The sequence below is a fragment of the Pseudomonas grandcourensis genome (assembly GCF_039909015.1).
In the GTDB taxonomy this organism is placed as follows: domain Bacteria; phylum Pseudomonadota; class Gammaproteobacteria; order Pseudomonadales; family Pseudomonadaceae; genus Aquipseudomonas; species Aquipseudomonas grandcourensis.
The window spans coordinates 740052-756438 of sequence record NZ_CP150919.1; the positions used below are offsets into that span (position 1 = coordinate 740052).

The following is a 16387-nucleotide window of genomic DNA, read 5'->3' on the forward strand; positions in this document are numbered from 1 at the left end:
AGTTCTCTGCAATAGCCAGCACGATGACCGATGTTTGCGCGAAATATATGACTGCTTGATTAAATTTGGTCATTCGCCCTGGCAACACGTTCGGCGAAGTCTTTGGCGCTGATCTCGCCGATCACCCGCACATCGGCGCGTTCGACACCGTCCTTGCCGAAAAACATCAGGGCCGGTGGACCGAACAACTGGTAGCGGTCGAGCAGGGCGCGTTGCTCGGCGTTGCTGGCGGTGATGTCGAAGCGGATCAGCCGGTAACCCTTGAGGCGTTCGATGACGACCGGGTCGTTCAGCACCTCATGTTCGATGACTTTGCAGCTGATGCACCAGTCGGCGTACCAGTCGAGCAGCAGCGGTGTGCCGGATGCGCGTGCGTCGGCGAGTGCGCGGTCCAGATCGGCCGGCGTGCTGACGGTTTGCCAGGTGCTGGTATTTTGCGCGGGGCCGCTGTTGGCAGCGATACGGGGCTGGCCGATCGGATTGAGCGGGTCGGTCTGGCCGCTGAAGGCGCCGTACCAGCAGGCCAGTGCGTAAAACAGCAGGAACATGCCGAGCAATTGGCCCAGGCGTTTGCGCGGTGGTTTATAGACGAACTCCAGCGCCCCCATGAACAAGCCGACGCCGCCGGCCAGCAAACCGATGAGCAGCAAGGTGACCTGGCCCGGCAAGACGCGGCTGAGCAGGCCTACGGCCAACCCGAGCAACAACACGCCAATCGCGTTTTTCACGTAGACCAGCCACGGACCGCTTTTCGGTAGCCAGGCTGCGCCACCGGTGGCCACCAGCAGCAGCGGTGCGCCCATGCCGAGGCCGAGCATGAACAGCTTCAAGCCGCCGCCCAGCGCATCGCCACTGGCGCTGATGTACAGCAGCGCCCCAGCCAATGGTGCCGAAACGCAGGGTGAAACCAGCAAACTGGAGACCACGCCCAACACCGCGGCGCCCCACAGTGAGCCGCCTTTTGTGCGGCCGGCGATGTGGTCCAGGCGACTGCTGATGGCATGCGGCAACTTGAGTTCGAAGACGCCGAACATCGCCAAGGCGAACACGGCAAAAAACATCGCGAACGGCACCAGTACCCACGCCGATTGCAGTCGCGCCTGTAGATTGAGCTGGGCACCGAACAGGCCCATCAGGGCTCCAAGCAGGGCAAAGCAGGCGGCCATTGGTAGCACATAGGCCAGTGACAGATTGAAACCGCGCCAGCCACCGACCTGGCCGCGCAGTACTACGCCCGACAGGATCGGCAGCATGGGCAGCACACATGGCGTGAACGTCAGGCCCAGGCCCGCGAGGAAAAACAACGCCAGTTCGCGCCAGCTCCATTGATAAGCCGTCGCCGGAGCGCCGCTGCCGTCGATGCCATCGATGCTCAGCCGCTCGGTTTCCGGTGGATAGCACAGGCCTTTGTCGGCGCATCCCTGATAGGTCACGACCAGGGTGAAGGCGCGCCGGTCGGTGCGCGGCAACTCGACGTCGAGAATGCCGTGGTAGACCTCGACATCGCCGAAGTATTCATCGTGCTTTTTTTGACCGTCGGGCAGTTTCGCTGCTCCGAGGACAACATCGGCCGGATCGGCGCGAAATTGAAAGCGGTGGCGGTAGAGGTAATAACCTTCGGTGGCGACGAAACGCAGCTTGATCGATTGCGGTGTGCTGTCTACCAGGCTCAGCTGGAAAGCTTCGCGCACCGGCAGGAAGTCGGCGCTGTTGTTGATCGAGCCCAGGCTTGAGCTGGGTCGGTTCTCCAGCAAGCCAGTGGCGCTGGCCGGCAGGGCGAAGACTAAAAACAGCAGGCAAAGCAAACGGCGCATGACAATCTCGCGTATCGGAATTGGGGGGGATGATAGCGGACAGTCGCAGTGTATGCAGGTTGGGAGTCTGTGGTGATTGTTCTGGCGCCATCGCGAGCAGGCTCCCCACAGGGACAACATTCCAATGTGGGAGCGAGCCTGCTCGCGATGGCGGTCTATCAGACTCGAAAGGCTTGAACGGCGGTATGCAATCGCCCACCCAATACCAGCAGGTTCTCCCCTTGTTCACGCCCTTGGCCAATGCGCAGCAGGTTATCCCCGCCCAACTGATGAATCCGCTCGCTGTGGTCACGGATTTCGCTGACAGCGCCGCTTTGCTGGGCGGTGACATCGGCGATGCGGACCGCCGTGTCGGAAATGGTCTGGATCGCCCCGACGATTTTATCCAGCGCCCCGTCGGCCGCCTGGGCCTGGTTGGCGGTGGCTTCGGCGTGTTCGACCTGGGCGCGCATGCCTTCCACCGATTGCCGCGCGGCGGTTTGCAGCCCTGCGATCAGCGTCTGGATTTCTGCCGTGGCCCCGGCGGTACGTTGCGCCAGTGAGCGCACCTCTTCGGCCACCACCGCAAAGCCCCGGCCCATTTCCCCGGCCCGGGCCGCCTCGATGGCGGCGTTCAAGGCCAGCAGGTTGGTCTGGTCGGCAATCGAGCGGATCACCGTCAACACGCCGCCGATAGTGGCCGACTCTTCGGCCAGGTGTTCGATCATTTGCGCATTGCCTTGCACTTCATCCACCAGCGCATGCAGGCCGGTGAGGCTCAGGCCGATGACTTTCTGCCCGTGCTCCACCGCCAGGCCTGCGTGGCGGCTGGCGTCGGCGGCCTGGCTGGCATCGCCGGCGACTTGTTGAATGGTCGCCTCCAGTTCGCTGAGGGAGTCGCGGATCAGTGCGGTGTCGCCGGCCTGATGTTCGGCACCGTCATGCAGGTCGTTGCTCAGGTCGGCCAGGGTGCGGCTGCTGCCGGCCACCTGTTCGGCATTGAGGCGAATGGTCCCCACCAGGTCCACCAGATAGGCGCGCAAGCGGTTGAGCGAGGCTTCAATGTCATGCAGTTCGCGGTTGGTGTTGCCCAGTTGAATGTCGCGGCTGAAGTCGCCTTCGGCCCAGGTCGAGAGGGCCGGGGCGAGGTTGGTCAGGGTCCGGGCGAGTTTGCGCTGCAGGGTGTCGATCAGCAGTGCGATCAACAGAATCAAGCCGATCATCACGCCTTGCATCAGACGCACTTCACCCTGGATCTGCCCGTGCTGGGCGCGCACCACTGGTTCCAGTCCGGCAATGGCCTGTTGCACGTCGGCGATTTTCAGGTGGGTCGCCGCGCTGAGGTCGGCGCGTTTCCGGATTTGATCGCGAGTGCGCGAGAGCTCGGCCGGGTAGCGGCTGAGCAGGCTGTTGAGCTCGCGCTTGAGGCCGACGCCGGCATCTTCGGCGACGGCTTTTTCCTTGTTCTCAAGGCCCATCATCGAGGCGAAATCGTCGGTGTTCGACTCGCTGCTGGTGGTCACGCCCAATAATGGCAGGGCGTCGAGTTTTTCGGCCTGGGTGCGGATGTTGGCCACTTCGCGTTCGACATCGGCGGCCAGTTCACTGCGGCCGCTGCTGACCAGCTTGTCCCGGGCCAGGGACAATTTACCCAGGTGTTGCGATGCAGTGAGCAGCGGCGTCAGATAGGCCGCATTGCCACTGGCATACTGGCTGAGCTGATCGAGACTGGCACCCAGTTCGCGCTCGGCCTGCAGCAGCAGGGCCTGCGGATCGCCCGCCAGTTTGCCGGCGGCCAGCAGGTCGGTCTTGCTGAACTCTTCAAGGGTCGACAGGCTGGGGCGCAACGCCTCGGCCAGGGCCGGTGGCAATTCGTCGAGTTCTTTTTGCAGGCTGTCGATGCCTTGGGCGGCACTGCTCAGGCGCAGCGCATCGCCGCTGCCCAGGTAATCCTCGACGCTGCGGGCGACGTCATTCTGAAACTGCTGCGACAGGCCCAGGTAGCGCTCCATTAATAGATACGGACGCTCAAGGGCTTTCTGTGACCACCACAGCGTAGCGCCGAGGGCCACGCACACGGCCACCAGAAGGAGGGTATTGAGATTGGTCAGCAGCTTCAGGCGCATCACGGACTACCAACGGCAGAAATGGTAAGTGTCTGAAGTTATTGCGTTTCTGTTACAGGCTTATGACCGTATCGGTTGATTCCGATAAAAAAGTGGCACTTTGCTTTGATGTCCGCGCAGCCTGGACGCGATTGCGTCCGCCGTGTTTGGCGCGGTACAGCGCTTCGTCCGCCTGGCTGGCCATCATCAGGCTGTCGGAGCTTTCGCAAAGCTCAACCACTCCGGCGCTGAAGGTGCACCACAGATCCTCGGGTTGCGCGGGGTAGTGAATTTCGGCAAAACGCTGACGGATTTCATCGAGCACCTTGTAGGCCGCATCGATATCGGTGTCCGGCATGACGATGGCGAATTCTTCGCCACCGTAGCGGCCGATGAAGTCGGTTTTGCGCAGGCGTTGCTTGAGAAACAGCGCCAGGCTCTTGATCACCCGGTCGCCCATGGGGTGGCCGTGGCTGTCGTTGACCCGTTTGAAGTGGTCGATGTCGAGCATGGCAAAGCTCAGCGGCTTGCTTTCGCGACGGGCGCGGAACGAGCAGTCTTCGAGCAATTGCAGGATGTGCGTGTGGTTGTACAGGCCGGTGAGGCTGTCGCGGACCATCCGGGCCTTGAGGTTGCGGGCCCGTGCCGCACGGTTGCGCACGGTGGTGATCAGGTGCCGGGGCTTGATTGGTTTGGTCAGGAAGTCATCGCCACCCTCGCTCATGGCGTCGAGTTGCTTGTCCAGGTCGTCTTCGGCCGACAGGTAAATGATCGGCACGCTGACGTAACGGTCGTTATGGCGGATCACCTTGGCCAGTTCCGTACCGGTGCAGGCTGGCATGTACATGTCGAGAATGATCAGGTCCGGCTGGAAATCCGCCAGTTCGGCCATGGCCTGGATCGGCTCGATCAAGGTCCGGGTGACGATCCCGGCGCTGTTGAGCAGGCGCTCGGTGTGCAGGGCTTGGGCGCGGGAGTCGTCGATGATCAGCACTTTAAAAGGTTCGTACTGGGCAACGCAGGTCAGGACTTCGATCTTCTCCAGCAGGCTCGACGCTTCGAGGGTGCCGGTGAGGAACTCCTGGCCGCCGGCACGCACGGCGGCCAGGCGGGTCGGGGTGTCGGTTTCGTGCAGGCTGAAGAACAGCAGCGGCAGCTGATGATCGAGGCCTTCCTGGGCTTCGGCGGCCAGTTTCAGGCCGACGCCGGCGCCACTGAAATCCACGTCCATGACAATTGCCGCCGGCAGGCGCTCGACCATCGATGAGCGAAACGCGTCTACGCTGTCCAGGGACTGGGCGCTGAGGCCGAAGAATTCCAGTTGTTTGGCCAAGCGCTCGGCACGGTCGTGATCCTGTAACACTATATAGATGGGCTTGCGCAGCGGTGGCAGGAAGGTTTGATCGAGTTGGTCGCCATGGCGCAGACCGGTGCGTGATAGACGCTGCATCAAGCGATTGAGGTCGGTGATCAGGCCGCTGCTCAGGCGTCCGCGATTGGCGTCGACCGCCTCCAGGGACTGACCGATGTGGCGTGCCAGTTGCGTGTGTTCCGGTTGTTCGAAACGCTCGGCGAAACGCAGTAGGCGCAGATTGGCCTCGCTCAGTTCCGAAAGGTCGGCGGTGGACCACTCACTGCGTTGCAGGCGCTGCCATATCTCAAGAATCTGACGAGCCTGATGAATTACCCGCTGGGCAAAGTGGTGCTTGAGGCGCTCGCGGCTGGGGTCTTCTGGCTCGGTCATATCCTGACTACTAGTTAGGGTGCACACTGAGGTCGAGTGGTGGCTCTATGCTAGCACCACTTTTCCATCGCATGAGTGCTGTACGTCAATAATCTGCAATGTGACTTCATTCAGTTTGTGACTGATCGGTCTGGTTGGAGCCTTTAAAGTCGCGGTTTGCAGGGGCGAAGTGCTTGAATCAGGGCACTTGGCTGGCGTGAGGTGGGAAATGGCGAGTGACTGGCAGCCGGCCATTCAAGACTTTTTTGCCAGTGTTGACCGGTCCGTTTTTTGGGTTTTAGAGGGTCAGGGATTCCCTTAGTGTGGCAATCCAAACCATTAGGGGGGATTTCTATGGCCGCAGCGTCGTCGGGTGCACAGGCACTCTTTTGATCCGCAAGCCCGGTAATTTTCCGCATCGGTGCGATGGCGGGTGCCGGGCCAAGGCACGTTGTTGTATGGTTGTGTTCGAACCGTTGAACTCAAGAGCTTGAAAGGATATCGCCATGCTGGACTGGAAGAACCGCACAGACAGTGCGCCTGAACGTGCCGCTGAACCGAAGTCGGAGACCCGCAGTTACCTGGGCGGTCTGTTGTTCAGCCGGGCGCTGGCCACTCTGCTGGGCATCTACCTGTTGGTGGCGAGTGTCCTGGGCTGGTACTGGAGCCAGGAGCCGGCGCTGTTCCCGGTCCAGCAAACCGCTCAACTGGCGGCCGAGAAAGAAGGCAGGCAGATGGTTGTCGGCTACACCACGGTGGAAACTCTCAAGACCGTCGCCGGCACTTTGCTGACCAAGCCGGGCGGCTATATTTCCAACGACCGATTCCCGCCAGGCCTGTGGATGGACAACATGCCGAGCTGGGAATATGGCGTGCTGGTGCAGGTCCGCGACCTGAGCCGCGCACTGCGTAAAGACTTCGCCCGTTCGCAGTCGCAGTCCGCCGAAGATGCCGACCTGGCCAAGGCCGAGCCGCGTTTCAACTTCGACAACAAGAGTTGGGTGCTGCCGTCCAGTGAGTCCGAGTACCAGGAAGGCATCAATTCCCTGAGCCGCTATCAGGCGCGCCTGTCCGATCCGAACCAGAAGAGCGCGTTGTTCTATGCCCGCGCCGACAACCTGAACAACTGGCTGGGTGACGTCGGCACCCGTCTGGGCTCGCTGTCGCAACGGCTGTCGGCCAGTGTGGGCCGGGTCAAGCTCAACACTGCGCTGAAGACCGAGGTGGTGATGCCGGGCGTGGCGCCGCAAGTCGATGAAGAAATCGTCGAAACCCCATGGCTGCAGATCGACAACGTGTTCTACGAAGCTCGCGGCCAGGCCTGGGCCTTGTCGCACTTGCTGCGCGCCATCGAAGTCGACTTCGCCGATGTGCTGGCCAAGAAGAACGCTACGGTCAGCGTGCGCCAGATCATTCGTGAACTGGAAGCGTCGCAGGAGCCGGTGTGGAGCCCGATGATCCTCAATGGCAGCGGCTTCGGCGTACTGGCCAACCACTCGCTGGTCATGGCCAACTACATTTCCCGGGCCAACGCCGCGGTGATCGATTTGCGTCAATTGCTCAATCAGGGCTGAGTCATGGTCGATAACGCAAGGGAAGCCGCGCACCGTGCGGCCTCCGATGCCGAACAGATCGCCTGGGTCGACGAGCAGGACAACCTGCTCGGCGCCCTGGTCCGTTCCGATTTGCGCGAGCGCGGGCTGATCGGGCGCGGCACCTACATTATGTTGTTCAACTCCGCTGGCGAGTTGTGCGTGCACCGGCGCACCCTGAGCAAGGCAATCTATCCCGGATTCTGGGACGTGGCGGCGGGGGGCATGGTGCTCGCCAGTGAAACCTATGCCGAATCGGCGGCCAGGGAGCTGGAGGAAGAGCTGGGCGTGAGTGGCGTGGAACTGACCGCCCATGACCACTTCTTCTTCGAGGACACCGGCAATCGCCTGTGGTGTTCGGCGTTCTCTGCGGTGTGGGACGGCCCGTTGATCCTGCAACCGGAAGAGGTGCTCGAAGCGCGCTTTATCCCCATTGATCAGGTCATGCTGGAAATCGAGCAAAAGCCTTATTGCCCGGACTCACTGGCGGCGTTGAAGCGCTATCTGAAGGCTCAACAAAGCAACGTCGCAAAACAGCTATAAATTGGCGCCGATTGGCTCTTAGCAATCGGCGTTTTTGCCGTTACACTGCGCGACCTTTTCAAGCTGAACCGGCGCTCCTTTTTGTAGGGCATCCGGTTCAGTAGCGCTGCCCCTGCCTGAGTGGGGCTTCGCGGTCGATAGCCTTCCCAAGTGCTGCGACCAGTCTTTGTCCTCCGAAGAGGATTGCCGGTGGCCAAAAAAGCCGCATCCTTCGCCGCCCTGGGCGGCCTGGTATTTTCCACCGACGCAGGTCGTCATTGCCCGGAATGCAGTAAACCGGTGGACGCCTGCATCTGCAAACAGACCGTTATCCCGGCCGGCGACGGCATCGCTCGCGTGCGTCGCGAAAGCAAGGGCCGTGGCGGCAAGACGGTGACCACCATCACCGGCGTGCCGTTGGCTGAAGACGCGCTCAAGGACCTGGCCACGACGTTGAAGAAACGTTGCGGTACCGGTGGGGCGCTGAAAGACGGTGTCATCGAAATCCAGGGCGATCATGTCGAGCTACTCTTGGCAGAGCTGATCAAGCTCGGTTTCAAAGCGAAGAAGTCCGGCGGCTAGCAGCCTCTGTGAAAACCACCCTCGGCTTGATCCGGTCCTGATGAAATTCAGGCCCGGCATCGTCTACATGGTTTTCACAGAGCCTGTTCATGACCGGTATCTAAACTCACTGCGGTCGGCGGGGTCTATTGCCTCGTTGACGAACCGTCATTTTCATTCTTTAGACTGCGCCGGCCTGAACCCAGGCGACGCACTATGACTTCTTTATAGGGGACTTCGATGTCCGTACGACGCACACGCAAAGACGATGGCAGCCAATGGACAGTTGCGGACAGCCGCAGTGTTTACGGGATTCGCCATTGGGGGGCCGGGTATTTCGCGATCAATGACGCCGGTCGCGTCGAAGTTCGTCCGAACGGTCCGAGCAGTTCGCCTATCGACCTGTACGAGCAAGTCGACCAGCTGCGCAAAAGCGGCCTGTCCTTGCCGTTGCTGGTCCGTTTCCCGGACATCCTGCAAGACCGCGTGCGTCAGCTGACCGGCGCATTCGACGCCAACATCGAGCGTCTGGAATACCAGAGCAAGTACACCGCGCTGTACCCGATCAAGGTCAACCAGCAGGAAGCGGTGATCGAAAACATCATTGCCACCCAGAACGTATCCATCGGCCTGGAAGCCGGCTCCAAGCCTGAGTTGCTGGCGGTGCTGGCACTGGCGCCGAAGGGCGGCACCATCGTCTGCAACGGCTACAAGGACCGCGAATTCATTCGCCTGGCATTGATGGGCCAGAAGCTCGGCCACAACGTGTTCATCGTGATCGAGAAAGAATCCGAAGTCGGCCTGGTGATCGAAGAAGCCAACTCGCTCAAGGTCAAGCCTCAGGTCGGCCTGCGCGTGCGCCTGTCGTCCCTGGCATCGAGCAAGTGGGCGGACACCGGCGGCGAGAAATCCAAGTTCGGCCTGTCGGCGGCGCAACTGCTGTCGGTGGTCGAGCGTTTCCGCGCGGCGGGCCTGGACCAGGGCATTCGCCTGCTGCACTTCCACATGGGTTCGCAGATCGCCAACCTGGCGGACTATCAGCACGGTTTCAAGGAAGCGATCCGTTACTACGGCGAACTGCGCAACCTCGGCCTGCCGGTGGACCACATCGACGTCGGCGGTGGCCTGGGCGTGGACTACGACGGTACGCACTCGCGTAACGCCAGTTCGATCAACTACGACATGGACGACTATGCCGGCGTCGTGGTCGGGATGCTCAAGGAGTTCTGCGATGCGCAGAGCCTGCCACACCCGAACATCTTCTCCGAAAGCGGCCGTTCCCTGACCGCGCACCACGCCATGCTGGTGATCCAGGTGACCGACGTCGAGAAGCACAACGACGACGTGCCGCAGATCGAGAACAAGGAAGCACTGCCGGAAACCGTGCAGTGGCTGGTGGACCTGCTGGGTCCGACCGACATCGAGATGGTCACCGAAACCTACTGGCGCGCCACGCACTACATGAGCGATGTTGCCTCCCAGTACGCCGACGGCAAGCTGACCCTGGCCGAGAAAGCCCTGGCCGAGCAGTGCTACTTCGCCGTGTGCCGTCGCCTGCACAACTCGTTGAAGGCGCGCCAGCGTTCCCACCGCCAGGTGCTGGACGAACTCAACGACAAGCTGGCCGACAAGTACATCTGCAACTTCTCGGTGTTCCAGAGCCTGCCGGACACCTGGGCCATCGACCAGGTCCTGCCGATCATCCCGCTGCACCGTCTCGACGAAGAGCCGCTGCGTCGTGCGGTATTGCAGGATTTGACCTGCGACTCCGACGGCAAGATCAACCAGTATGTCGACGAGCAGAGCATCGAGACCAGCTTGCCGGTGCATGCGCTGAACGAAGGTGAAGACTACTTGCTGGGCGTGTTCCTGGTCGGTGCCTACCAGGAAATTCTTGGCGACATGCACAACCTGTTCGGTGACACCGACTCGGTGAACATCTACCAGAATGCCGATGGCAGCGTGTACCACGCCGGTATCGAAACCCACGACACCATCGAAGACATGCTGCGTTACGTGCACTTGTCGCCGGAAGAACTGATGACCCACTACCGCGACAAATGCGCCAATGCCCGCATCAGCGCCACCGAGCGCACGCAGTTCCTCGATGCCTTGCGTCTGGGGCTGACCCGTTCGTCTTACCTGTCTTCTTGAGGTAAGCGTCACGCTCATCAGGTTGTCTGAAAAGTTTCCGTTCGCTGCGGAAATTTCAGATGACCTGGTGGGGCAATTCTCCTGTTCCAGGCGAAATTTCCAGCATCTTCGACAACCCAACGCATTTGGTCTTCTTTTCGCGTAGGTTATTTCCTAATTTGTATTTCGGCACTCTACTCGGCCATGTCTCTCAGCGAGAATCCCCGGCCGCCCCTCCTGTAGAGAAACGCCGATGTTCAATCCAGTCAGCGAACCGTCATTTCGTCTGGATATAGCAGGTCTGCCCGACGCCTTGGATGTCCTGGCCTTTACCGGCAGAGAAGCCATCAGCGAGCCGTTCGTGTTCGACCTGGAACTGCTGATCGAAGACCCGGTGCTTGACCTTGCCAGTTTGCTGTACCGCCCGGCCTCGTTGCATTTCGGACCAACCGGAAACCACGTGCATGGACAATTGCATGAGCTCGTCCAGCGTGATCACGCCTCAGGCCCCCGACTCTGCCATGTGCGGCTGGGGCCAAGACTGGCTTGTCTGGCCCAGCGCTTCAGCCAACGAATCTTCAGTGCCCGCTCAGTGCCGCAAATCCTCGACCAGGTGCTCAAGGAGCACGGCATTGCCGGCAAGGATCGACGTCTGGAGCTAAGCGGTGAATACCTGCCTCAGGATTTTTGCACGCAATATCGAGAGTCAGACCTGCAATTTCTCCAGCGACTGTGCGCCCGGGAAGGGCTTCACTACCACTTCGAACACCGGGCCCGCGGGCACTGTGTAGTGTTTGGGGATGACCGGCAGCATTTTCCAACCGGCGAACCTGTGGTAGTGCGCAGCGAGGGCGATCGGCCGGCGGTGCGGCAGTTTGAGCGTCAGCGCTGCGGTGGGACAGCGGTGCAGAGCGCCGAATGCCGGACGGACCTGACGACCTTGCGCAGCGGTCGGCTGATGCCGTTGTCCGGTCATCCGGCTACCGATTGCAATCGGCTCTGGCTGCTGACCCGCGTTGAGCATTGGGGCAGTCAGGATACGCCGACGCCTTACCACAATCAGGCCCGAGCCCTGCAGTGGCCGGCACCCATCGAGCCAACCTGTGCGGCGGTCAAACCAAGGATGCATGGCCCGCAACGGGCGTGGGTGGTCGAGGTCGATGAGCCAGGCCCCGACCCGGAAAGGCCGGTACCGGTGCAATTCGACTGGCTTTATCAGGGCGAAGGGGCGACGCCCAGTCATTGCTGGCTGCCCCTGGCCAGGCAGTTGCAGGCTTCGACGTTATCGCCGTTGCAGGAAGGAACTGAGCTGGTCGTGAGTTTTGTTGAGGGCGATCCCGATCAACCGCAGATAACCGGGTTGCTGCATGCGCCGACAACGGTCGAGGAGACGCCCCAGCCCGCCTGCACCCATGAAGAGGGCCTGGAGCAATGGTTGCGCTCGGGGGAGCCATTACTGATGTTGTGCCTGCTGCCCGGTGGCGGCAGCTTCAACCATTGCGCACAGGCTTTGTGCACCTGTCGTCTGGCGACGCAGCTTGGCCAGAGCTCTGGAGCATGATCGCCACACGCACGCCCGAGATACCCCCTCAGTGGCTGTTGCTGGATGTGCCGGGCACGCCGCAGGCGCGTGTCACACTTCGGCAGATGTTTGCCCAGGCCCGATGGTTCGGGCTGTTCGAAGGTACGGAGTGGCATGCGCTGCATGAACAGGGGCCGGTCCTGGTCGATCTGCGCACCTGCCCGGCATTGGCGGATTTATGCATCGTCGACGGGCAACGCTGGCCCGGATTGCTGATGGTCAGCGAGGCTGGCGCTTCGTCGTTGCTGGCGCATTTGCGGCGCATGCTCACAGTCACGCTTGGCCTGCACCGGGCTCTTTTGAGTTACTACAACCCAACCACGGCCAGCTATTTTTTCGATGCCTGCGATGCCGTTGAACTGAGTCGCTGGCTAGGGCCTATCCACCAGTTGCGCTGGTTCGGCGGTAGTTGGGCCGACCGCGCGATGGGGTGTGAGGGCTGGCAGCGCTTGTCCAACCCGGGGTTGGCGGTCAGCCCGTTGGCAGTCGAGGAAAGCCTGAGCGCCGGGCAGCAGGGAAAATTGCAAACCTGCCTGCTGGAACAGCATGCCTGGCGCTGGAACCGATCCACCGGTGTCGATTTCCCCCGTCTGTGGACCCATTTGCAGGAAGGGCTGGCGTTGGGTTTCAGCGAGCGCCCGGTGCTCGATGGCTGGATATGGCTACGCCTGCAGTATCCCGATGCCGTGCCCGTGCAGCGGTTGCCGGGCGGGACTCAACAGGAACGACTCGATAGCCTGCGTCGCCTGTGGCAGAACGGCTCTCCCTGGCCGTGAGGTCGAAATTGATTGTCGGGGCCACGCCCGATCAGTGAACGCCGCCGGCAAACCAGCCATCGTTACGACGCAGGCGCCAGGCGATCGTGCCGAGGGTCAGACTGCGCAGCAGCATGAACAACAGAAAGGTTATCCACAGGCCATGGTTGCCCCCGCCTTGCAGTGCCCAACCGAAGGGCAGCACCAGCGCCACGGTCAGCAACATGCCGTTGCGCATTTCCCGGGCGCGGGTAGCGCCGATGAACAGGCCGTCGAGCAGGTAACTCCAGACGGCAATCAGCGGCAGCACGGCGAGGTAGGGCAGGTAGATGAACGCGGTGTCGCGCACACTTTGAATGTCGGTCTGCATCTCGATGAACAGATGTCCGGCGAACAGAAACAGCGCGGCAAAGCCCAGGCTTGCCAGCAACGACCAGCCACCGGCCACCACCAATGAGCGGCGCAGGGCATCGCGGTCACGGGCGCCAAGCGCATGTCCGCACAGGGCTTCGACGGCGTGGGCCAGGCCATCGAGGGCGTGGGCGGTCAGCAGTAACCCGTTGAGCAGCAGGGCGTTGGCCGCGACCGTGGCGTCGCCCAGTCGTGCGCCTTGCACCGTGATCAGGAAGAACACCGATTGCAGCGCCAGGCTGCGAATGAAGATGTCGCGGTTGACCGCCAGCAATGGCCGCCAACTCTGCCACAGCGCCAATGCTGCCCAGACGATATGCCCGGGGTAGGCGCGCAGGGCTTTGCGGGTCATCAGCAAGCCGATCAGTGCACCGGTCCATTCGGCAATCACCGAGGCCCGGGCCGCGCCGACCACGCCCCATTCCAGGCCGAGGACAAACCACAGGTTCAGGGCAATGTTGACCAGGTTGGTGCTCAGCAAAATCGCCAGCGGCGCCCGGGCATTCTGGGTGCCGAGAAACCAGCCGACCAGTGCATAACTGGCGAGCGCCGCCGGCAGGCCGAACAGGCGGGTGTGGAAGAACTCGCGGGTCAGTTGATCGAGCTCAGCCGAGGGTTGCATGAAGTGCAACGCGACCCCGCTTAAAGGCACGCCCACCGCCCCCAACACCACGGCCAGGCCGATGGCGAGCAGCAGGCCTTGCAACAGAATCTGCCGCAAGGCCGCGCCATCCCCGCGCCCGGCCGCCTGGGCGGCGAACCCGGTGGAGCCCATGCGCAGAAAGCCCATGGCCCAGGCGAGGAAGGTGTACAGACTGGCCCCGACCGCGACGGCGCCGAGTTGATGGGCGTGGGGCAGGTGACCGATGACGGTGCTGTCGACCAATGCCACCAACGGTACGGAAATGTTCGAAAGAATCATCGGCGCGGCGAGTGCCCAGACCCGGCGATGGGTAGGGCGGTCGCGCCAGTCGGTGGTCAGGTTGGACATGCAGGCTCCTTGGGGGAGCGGGCATTGTAGCGGCACATCGAGGGCGAGCCGCGATCAATTGTGGGATGTCAGTGGATGATCCAGCTGAGTAACCAAAGCCCCAGCATCAACCAGATGAGCCCCATGATGAACGACGCATTGAGAAAGGCGCGGATCGCCGACCACAGCAGGATCAGCCCGAGGATCAAGGTCACGATGCTGATGACCGAGGTATCCATGCCCAGCGCCTGGGACAGGCCTTCGACAAAATTGCTGCTGGCGTTGCCCAACAGATTGAACAGCCCGCTGAGGCCATCAACGATGAAGCGGATGATCGAGCCGAGTACCTGGCCGAGCCATTCGGAAAAACCTTCTACCTGCATGGAATGAACGTCCTGATTAAAGAGAATTGAGTCTTGGGCTGTCGATCATGTTGCCGAGTTCCCACAAGCATAGAGGGTTGCACAGAGAGCATGCATCTTCTGCCCCTTGCCTTCACCTGTGATCCCCCCGAAGCTATACGCCTTCAGGAGAGCCCGATGAACCTTGTTGAACTGACCGAACGCCTGCATGCCATCCGTGACCGCAATGACTGGCGGCAATTTCACAGCCCGAAAAACCTGGCCATGGCCGCGAGCGTGGAAATGTCCGAGCTGGTGGAGATTTTCCAGTGGCTGAGCGAAGACCAGTCACGCCAGTTGCCGGCGGACAAACTCGCCCACGCCGGGCAGGAAGTCGGTGACATCGTGCTTTATCTGCTGCTGTTGTGCAGCGAACTGGGCCTGGACATGGAAGCAGTAGTGCGCAGCAAACTGGCGGACAGCGAACGGAGGTTCAGCTAATGAGCGACCGTCATTTCGATCAACTGGCGACCCGTTTCGCCGAAAAAATCTACGGCGGTGCCAAAGGGGCGATCCGTCTGGCGGTGTTGCAGGCCGATCTGACCGAAATCCTGCCCGACCGGCCGCTACGTGTGCTCGACATCGGAGCCGGCCTTGGCCACATGTCGTTGTGGCTGGCCCAGCGCGGCCATCAGGTGACCCTCGCCGAGCCTGCCGAGCCGATGCTCGAAGGCGCCCGCCAACGTTTCGCCGAAGCCGGGCAGAGCGCCACGTTCATTCAGGCACCCTGGCAGGAACTGCTCGGGCAACTCACCGAACCCTACGACCTGGTGCTGTGCCACGCCGTGCTGGAATGGCTGGCCGAACCCCACGCCATCCTGCCGGTGCTGCATCAACTGACCAAGGCCGACGGCTGGCTGTCCCTGGCGTTCTACAACCGCGATGCGTTGATTTATCGCAACTTGCTCAAGGGCCATTTCCGCAAGATGCGCAAGAACGACATGGCCGGCGAAAAGCAGAGCCTGACCCCGCAACAGCCCCTTGATCCGCGCGAGCTGGCGGCGCAACTTGAAGGTCTGTGGCAGGTCGAAACCATGAGTGGCGTGCGGGTTTTTCACGATTACATGCCGGTGGAATTCCAGGCCCGCGTCGAGCTGGCGGACCTGCTGGAAATGGAGCTGGCCCACCGTCGTCATCCGAGCTTTGCCGGGCTTGGGCGTTATTTGCACTGGATCTGTCGGCCTGTCTGATCGGAGCACGCAATGAAAAGTCATTCAGGTGTACTGGTGTTCTGCCTGGGGCTGGCTGCCTGTCAGGGCAGCAACCCCTATGTCGCCTCGTCCAACCCTTTGCCACCGGCGCCGCCCCAGGCCGCCAAGACCTTTGACCGCAGCGCTTACCCGGCAGCCCCTCGTGACTATGGGCGCTACCGCAGTTGGGCCTGGCTCGACGGGCATCTGCCACCGGGCACCGCCTGGGCCGACTCGGCGCAGATCGCCGAAGCGGTCAGCAATGCGCTGGATCAACGCGGCTTGCGCCCGCTGCACGACAATCGCCCGGCCGACCTGTTTGTCAGCGCCGACCTGCGGATGGAAACCCGTTTGCGCCAGGTTCAGGACGACTATTACGGCGGCGGTTATGGTGGCTACAACGGCTACGGCCCTGGATATGGCGGGTACGCCACCGTACCGGTTGTTCGTACCTATCAGGAGCAAGTCGTGGTGGTTCAGGTGGATATGTATGACGCCAGGAGCGGCCAGCCGGTGTGGAGCGCCAGCGCTGAAACCGGCAACCGGGGCAGCGAAAGCGAGCGGGCCGATGCCATACGGGAGGCTGTTGAAAAGGCAATGTCGGCGTATCCTCCTAGTTAGCTTCTTGTAGATAAGAAGCATTCCGCAG

General features: G+C 61.7%; 14 protein-coding genes. 9 read left to right on the plus strand and 5 right to left on the minus strand.

Features of this window, described 5'->3' with window-relative positions; translation table 11 throughout:
- Positions 1–59: 59 nt before the first annotated feature.
- The 3 genes from AABM52_RS03185 to gcbA form a co-directional block, all read right to left on the minus strand.
- Positions 60–1814, minus strand: a complete 1755-nt coding sequence (locus AABM52_RS03185; RefSeq protein ID WP_347910366.1) for a protein-disulfide reductase DsbD — start codon at positions 1812–1814, stop codon at positions 60–62.
- A 158-nt stretch (positions 1815–1972) separates the two neighbouring features.
- Entirely contained in the window at positions 1973–3919 is a 1947-nt protein-coding gene (locus AABM52_RS03190; protein WP_347910367.1) for a methyl-accepting chemotaxis protein, read from the minus strand.
- Between the two features lie 52 nt (positions 3920–3971).
- Positions 3972–5642: a diguanylate cyclase GcbA gene (gene gcbA / locus AABM52_RS03195; protein ID WP_347910368.1), complete on the minus strand. Its 1671-nt coding sequence runs from the start codon at positions 5640–5642 to the stop codon at positions 3972–3974.
- Positions 5643–6127: 485 nt separating this feature from the next.
- On the opposite strand from gcbA, the gene AABM52_RS03200 reads away from it, so the two are divergent.
- From AABM52_RS03200 to AABM52_RS03225, 6 genes are all read left to right on the plus strand, one after another.
- Positions 6128–7195, plus strand: a complete 1068-nt coding sequence (locus AABM52_RS03200; protein ID WP_347910369.1) for a DUF2333 family protein — start codon at positions 6128–6130, stop codon at positions 7193–7195.
- Between the two features lie 3 nt (positions 7196–7198).
- On the plus strand, positions 7199–7756 hold the full coding sequence (locus AABM52_RS03205) for an NUDIX hydrolase (RefSeq protein WP_347910370.1): 558 nt from the start codon (positions 7199–7201) through the stop codon (positions 7754–7756).
- Between the two features lie 189 nt (positions 7757–7945).
- Positions 7946–8317, plus strand: a complete 372-nt coding sequence (locus AABM52_RS03210) for a translation initiation factor Sui1 (RefSeq protein WP_008053936.1) — start codon at positions 7946–7948, stop codon at positions 8315–8317.
- Between the two features lie 219 nt (positions 8318–8536).
- Positions 8537–10450, plus strand: a complete 1914-nt coding sequence (speA, locus tag AABM52_RS03215) for an arginine decarboxylase (protein WP_347910371.1) — start codon at positions 8537–8539, stop codon at positions 10448–10450.
- A gap of 232 nt (positions 10451–10682) precedes the next feature.
- Positions 10683–11990 (plus strand): contractile injection system protein, VgrG/Pvc8 family, encoded by a 1308-nt coding sequence (locus AABM52_RS03220; protein ID WP_347910372.1) that lies wholly within the window; start codon positions 10683–10685, stop codon positions 11988–11990.
- Positions 11987–12787, plus strand: coding sequence for a DUF4123 domain-containing protein (locus tag AABM52_RS03225; RefSeq protein ID WP_347910373.1), 801 nt, complete (start codon positions 11987–11989; stop codon positions 12785–12787). The genes AABM52_RS03220 and AABM52_RS03225 overlap by 4 nt, the downstream gene beginning before the upstream one ends.
- A gap of 31 nt (positions 12788–12818) precedes the next feature.
- Here the strand turns inward: AABM52_RS03225 and AABM52_RS03230 are convergent, their stop codons facing one another.
- Both AABM52_RS03230 and AABM52_RS03235 read right to left on the minus strand, forming a co-directional pair.
- Complete coding sequence (locus tag AABM52_RS03230; RefSeq protein WP_347910374.1) at positions 12819–14168, minus strand: MATE family efflux transporter; 1350 nt, start codon at positions 14166–14168, stop codon at positions 12819–12821.
- Between the two features lie 68 nt (positions 14169–14236).
- Positions 14237–14530 (minus strand): hypothetical protein, encoded by a 294-nt coding sequence (locus AABM52_RS03235; RefSeq protein WP_347910376.1) that lies wholly within the window; start codon positions 14528–14530, stop codon positions 14237–14239.
- Between the two features lie 156 nt (positions 14531–14686).
- Between AABM52_RS03235 and AABM52_RS03240 the strand changes: the two genes are divergently transcribed.
- Genes AABM52_RS03240 through AABM52_RS03250 form a run of 3 tightly spaced genes read left to right on the plus strand, consistent with a single transcriptional unit; the run spans position 14687 to position 16359 of the window.
- A complete protein-coding gene (locus AABM52_RS03240) occupies positions 14687–14989 on the plus strand; it encodes a MazG-like family protein (RefSeq protein ID WP_126049043.1) in 303 nt (100 codons plus the stop codon).
- Complete coding sequence (locus tag AABM52_RS03245; RefSeq protein WP_347910378.1) at positions 14989–15738, plus strand: methyltransferase domain-containing protein; 750 nt, start codon at positions 14989–14991, stop codon at positions 15736–15738. Before AABM52_RS03240 ends, AABM52_RS03245 begins: the two co-directional genes overlap by 1 nt.
- A gap of 12 nt (positions 15739–15750) precedes the next feature.
- Positions 15751–16359, plus strand: coding sequence for a DUF4136 domain-containing protein (locus AABM52_RS03250; RefSeq protein ID WP_347910380.1), 609 nt, complete (start codon positions 15751–15753; stop codon positions 16357–16359).
- Positions 16360–16387: the final 28 nt, after the last annotated feature.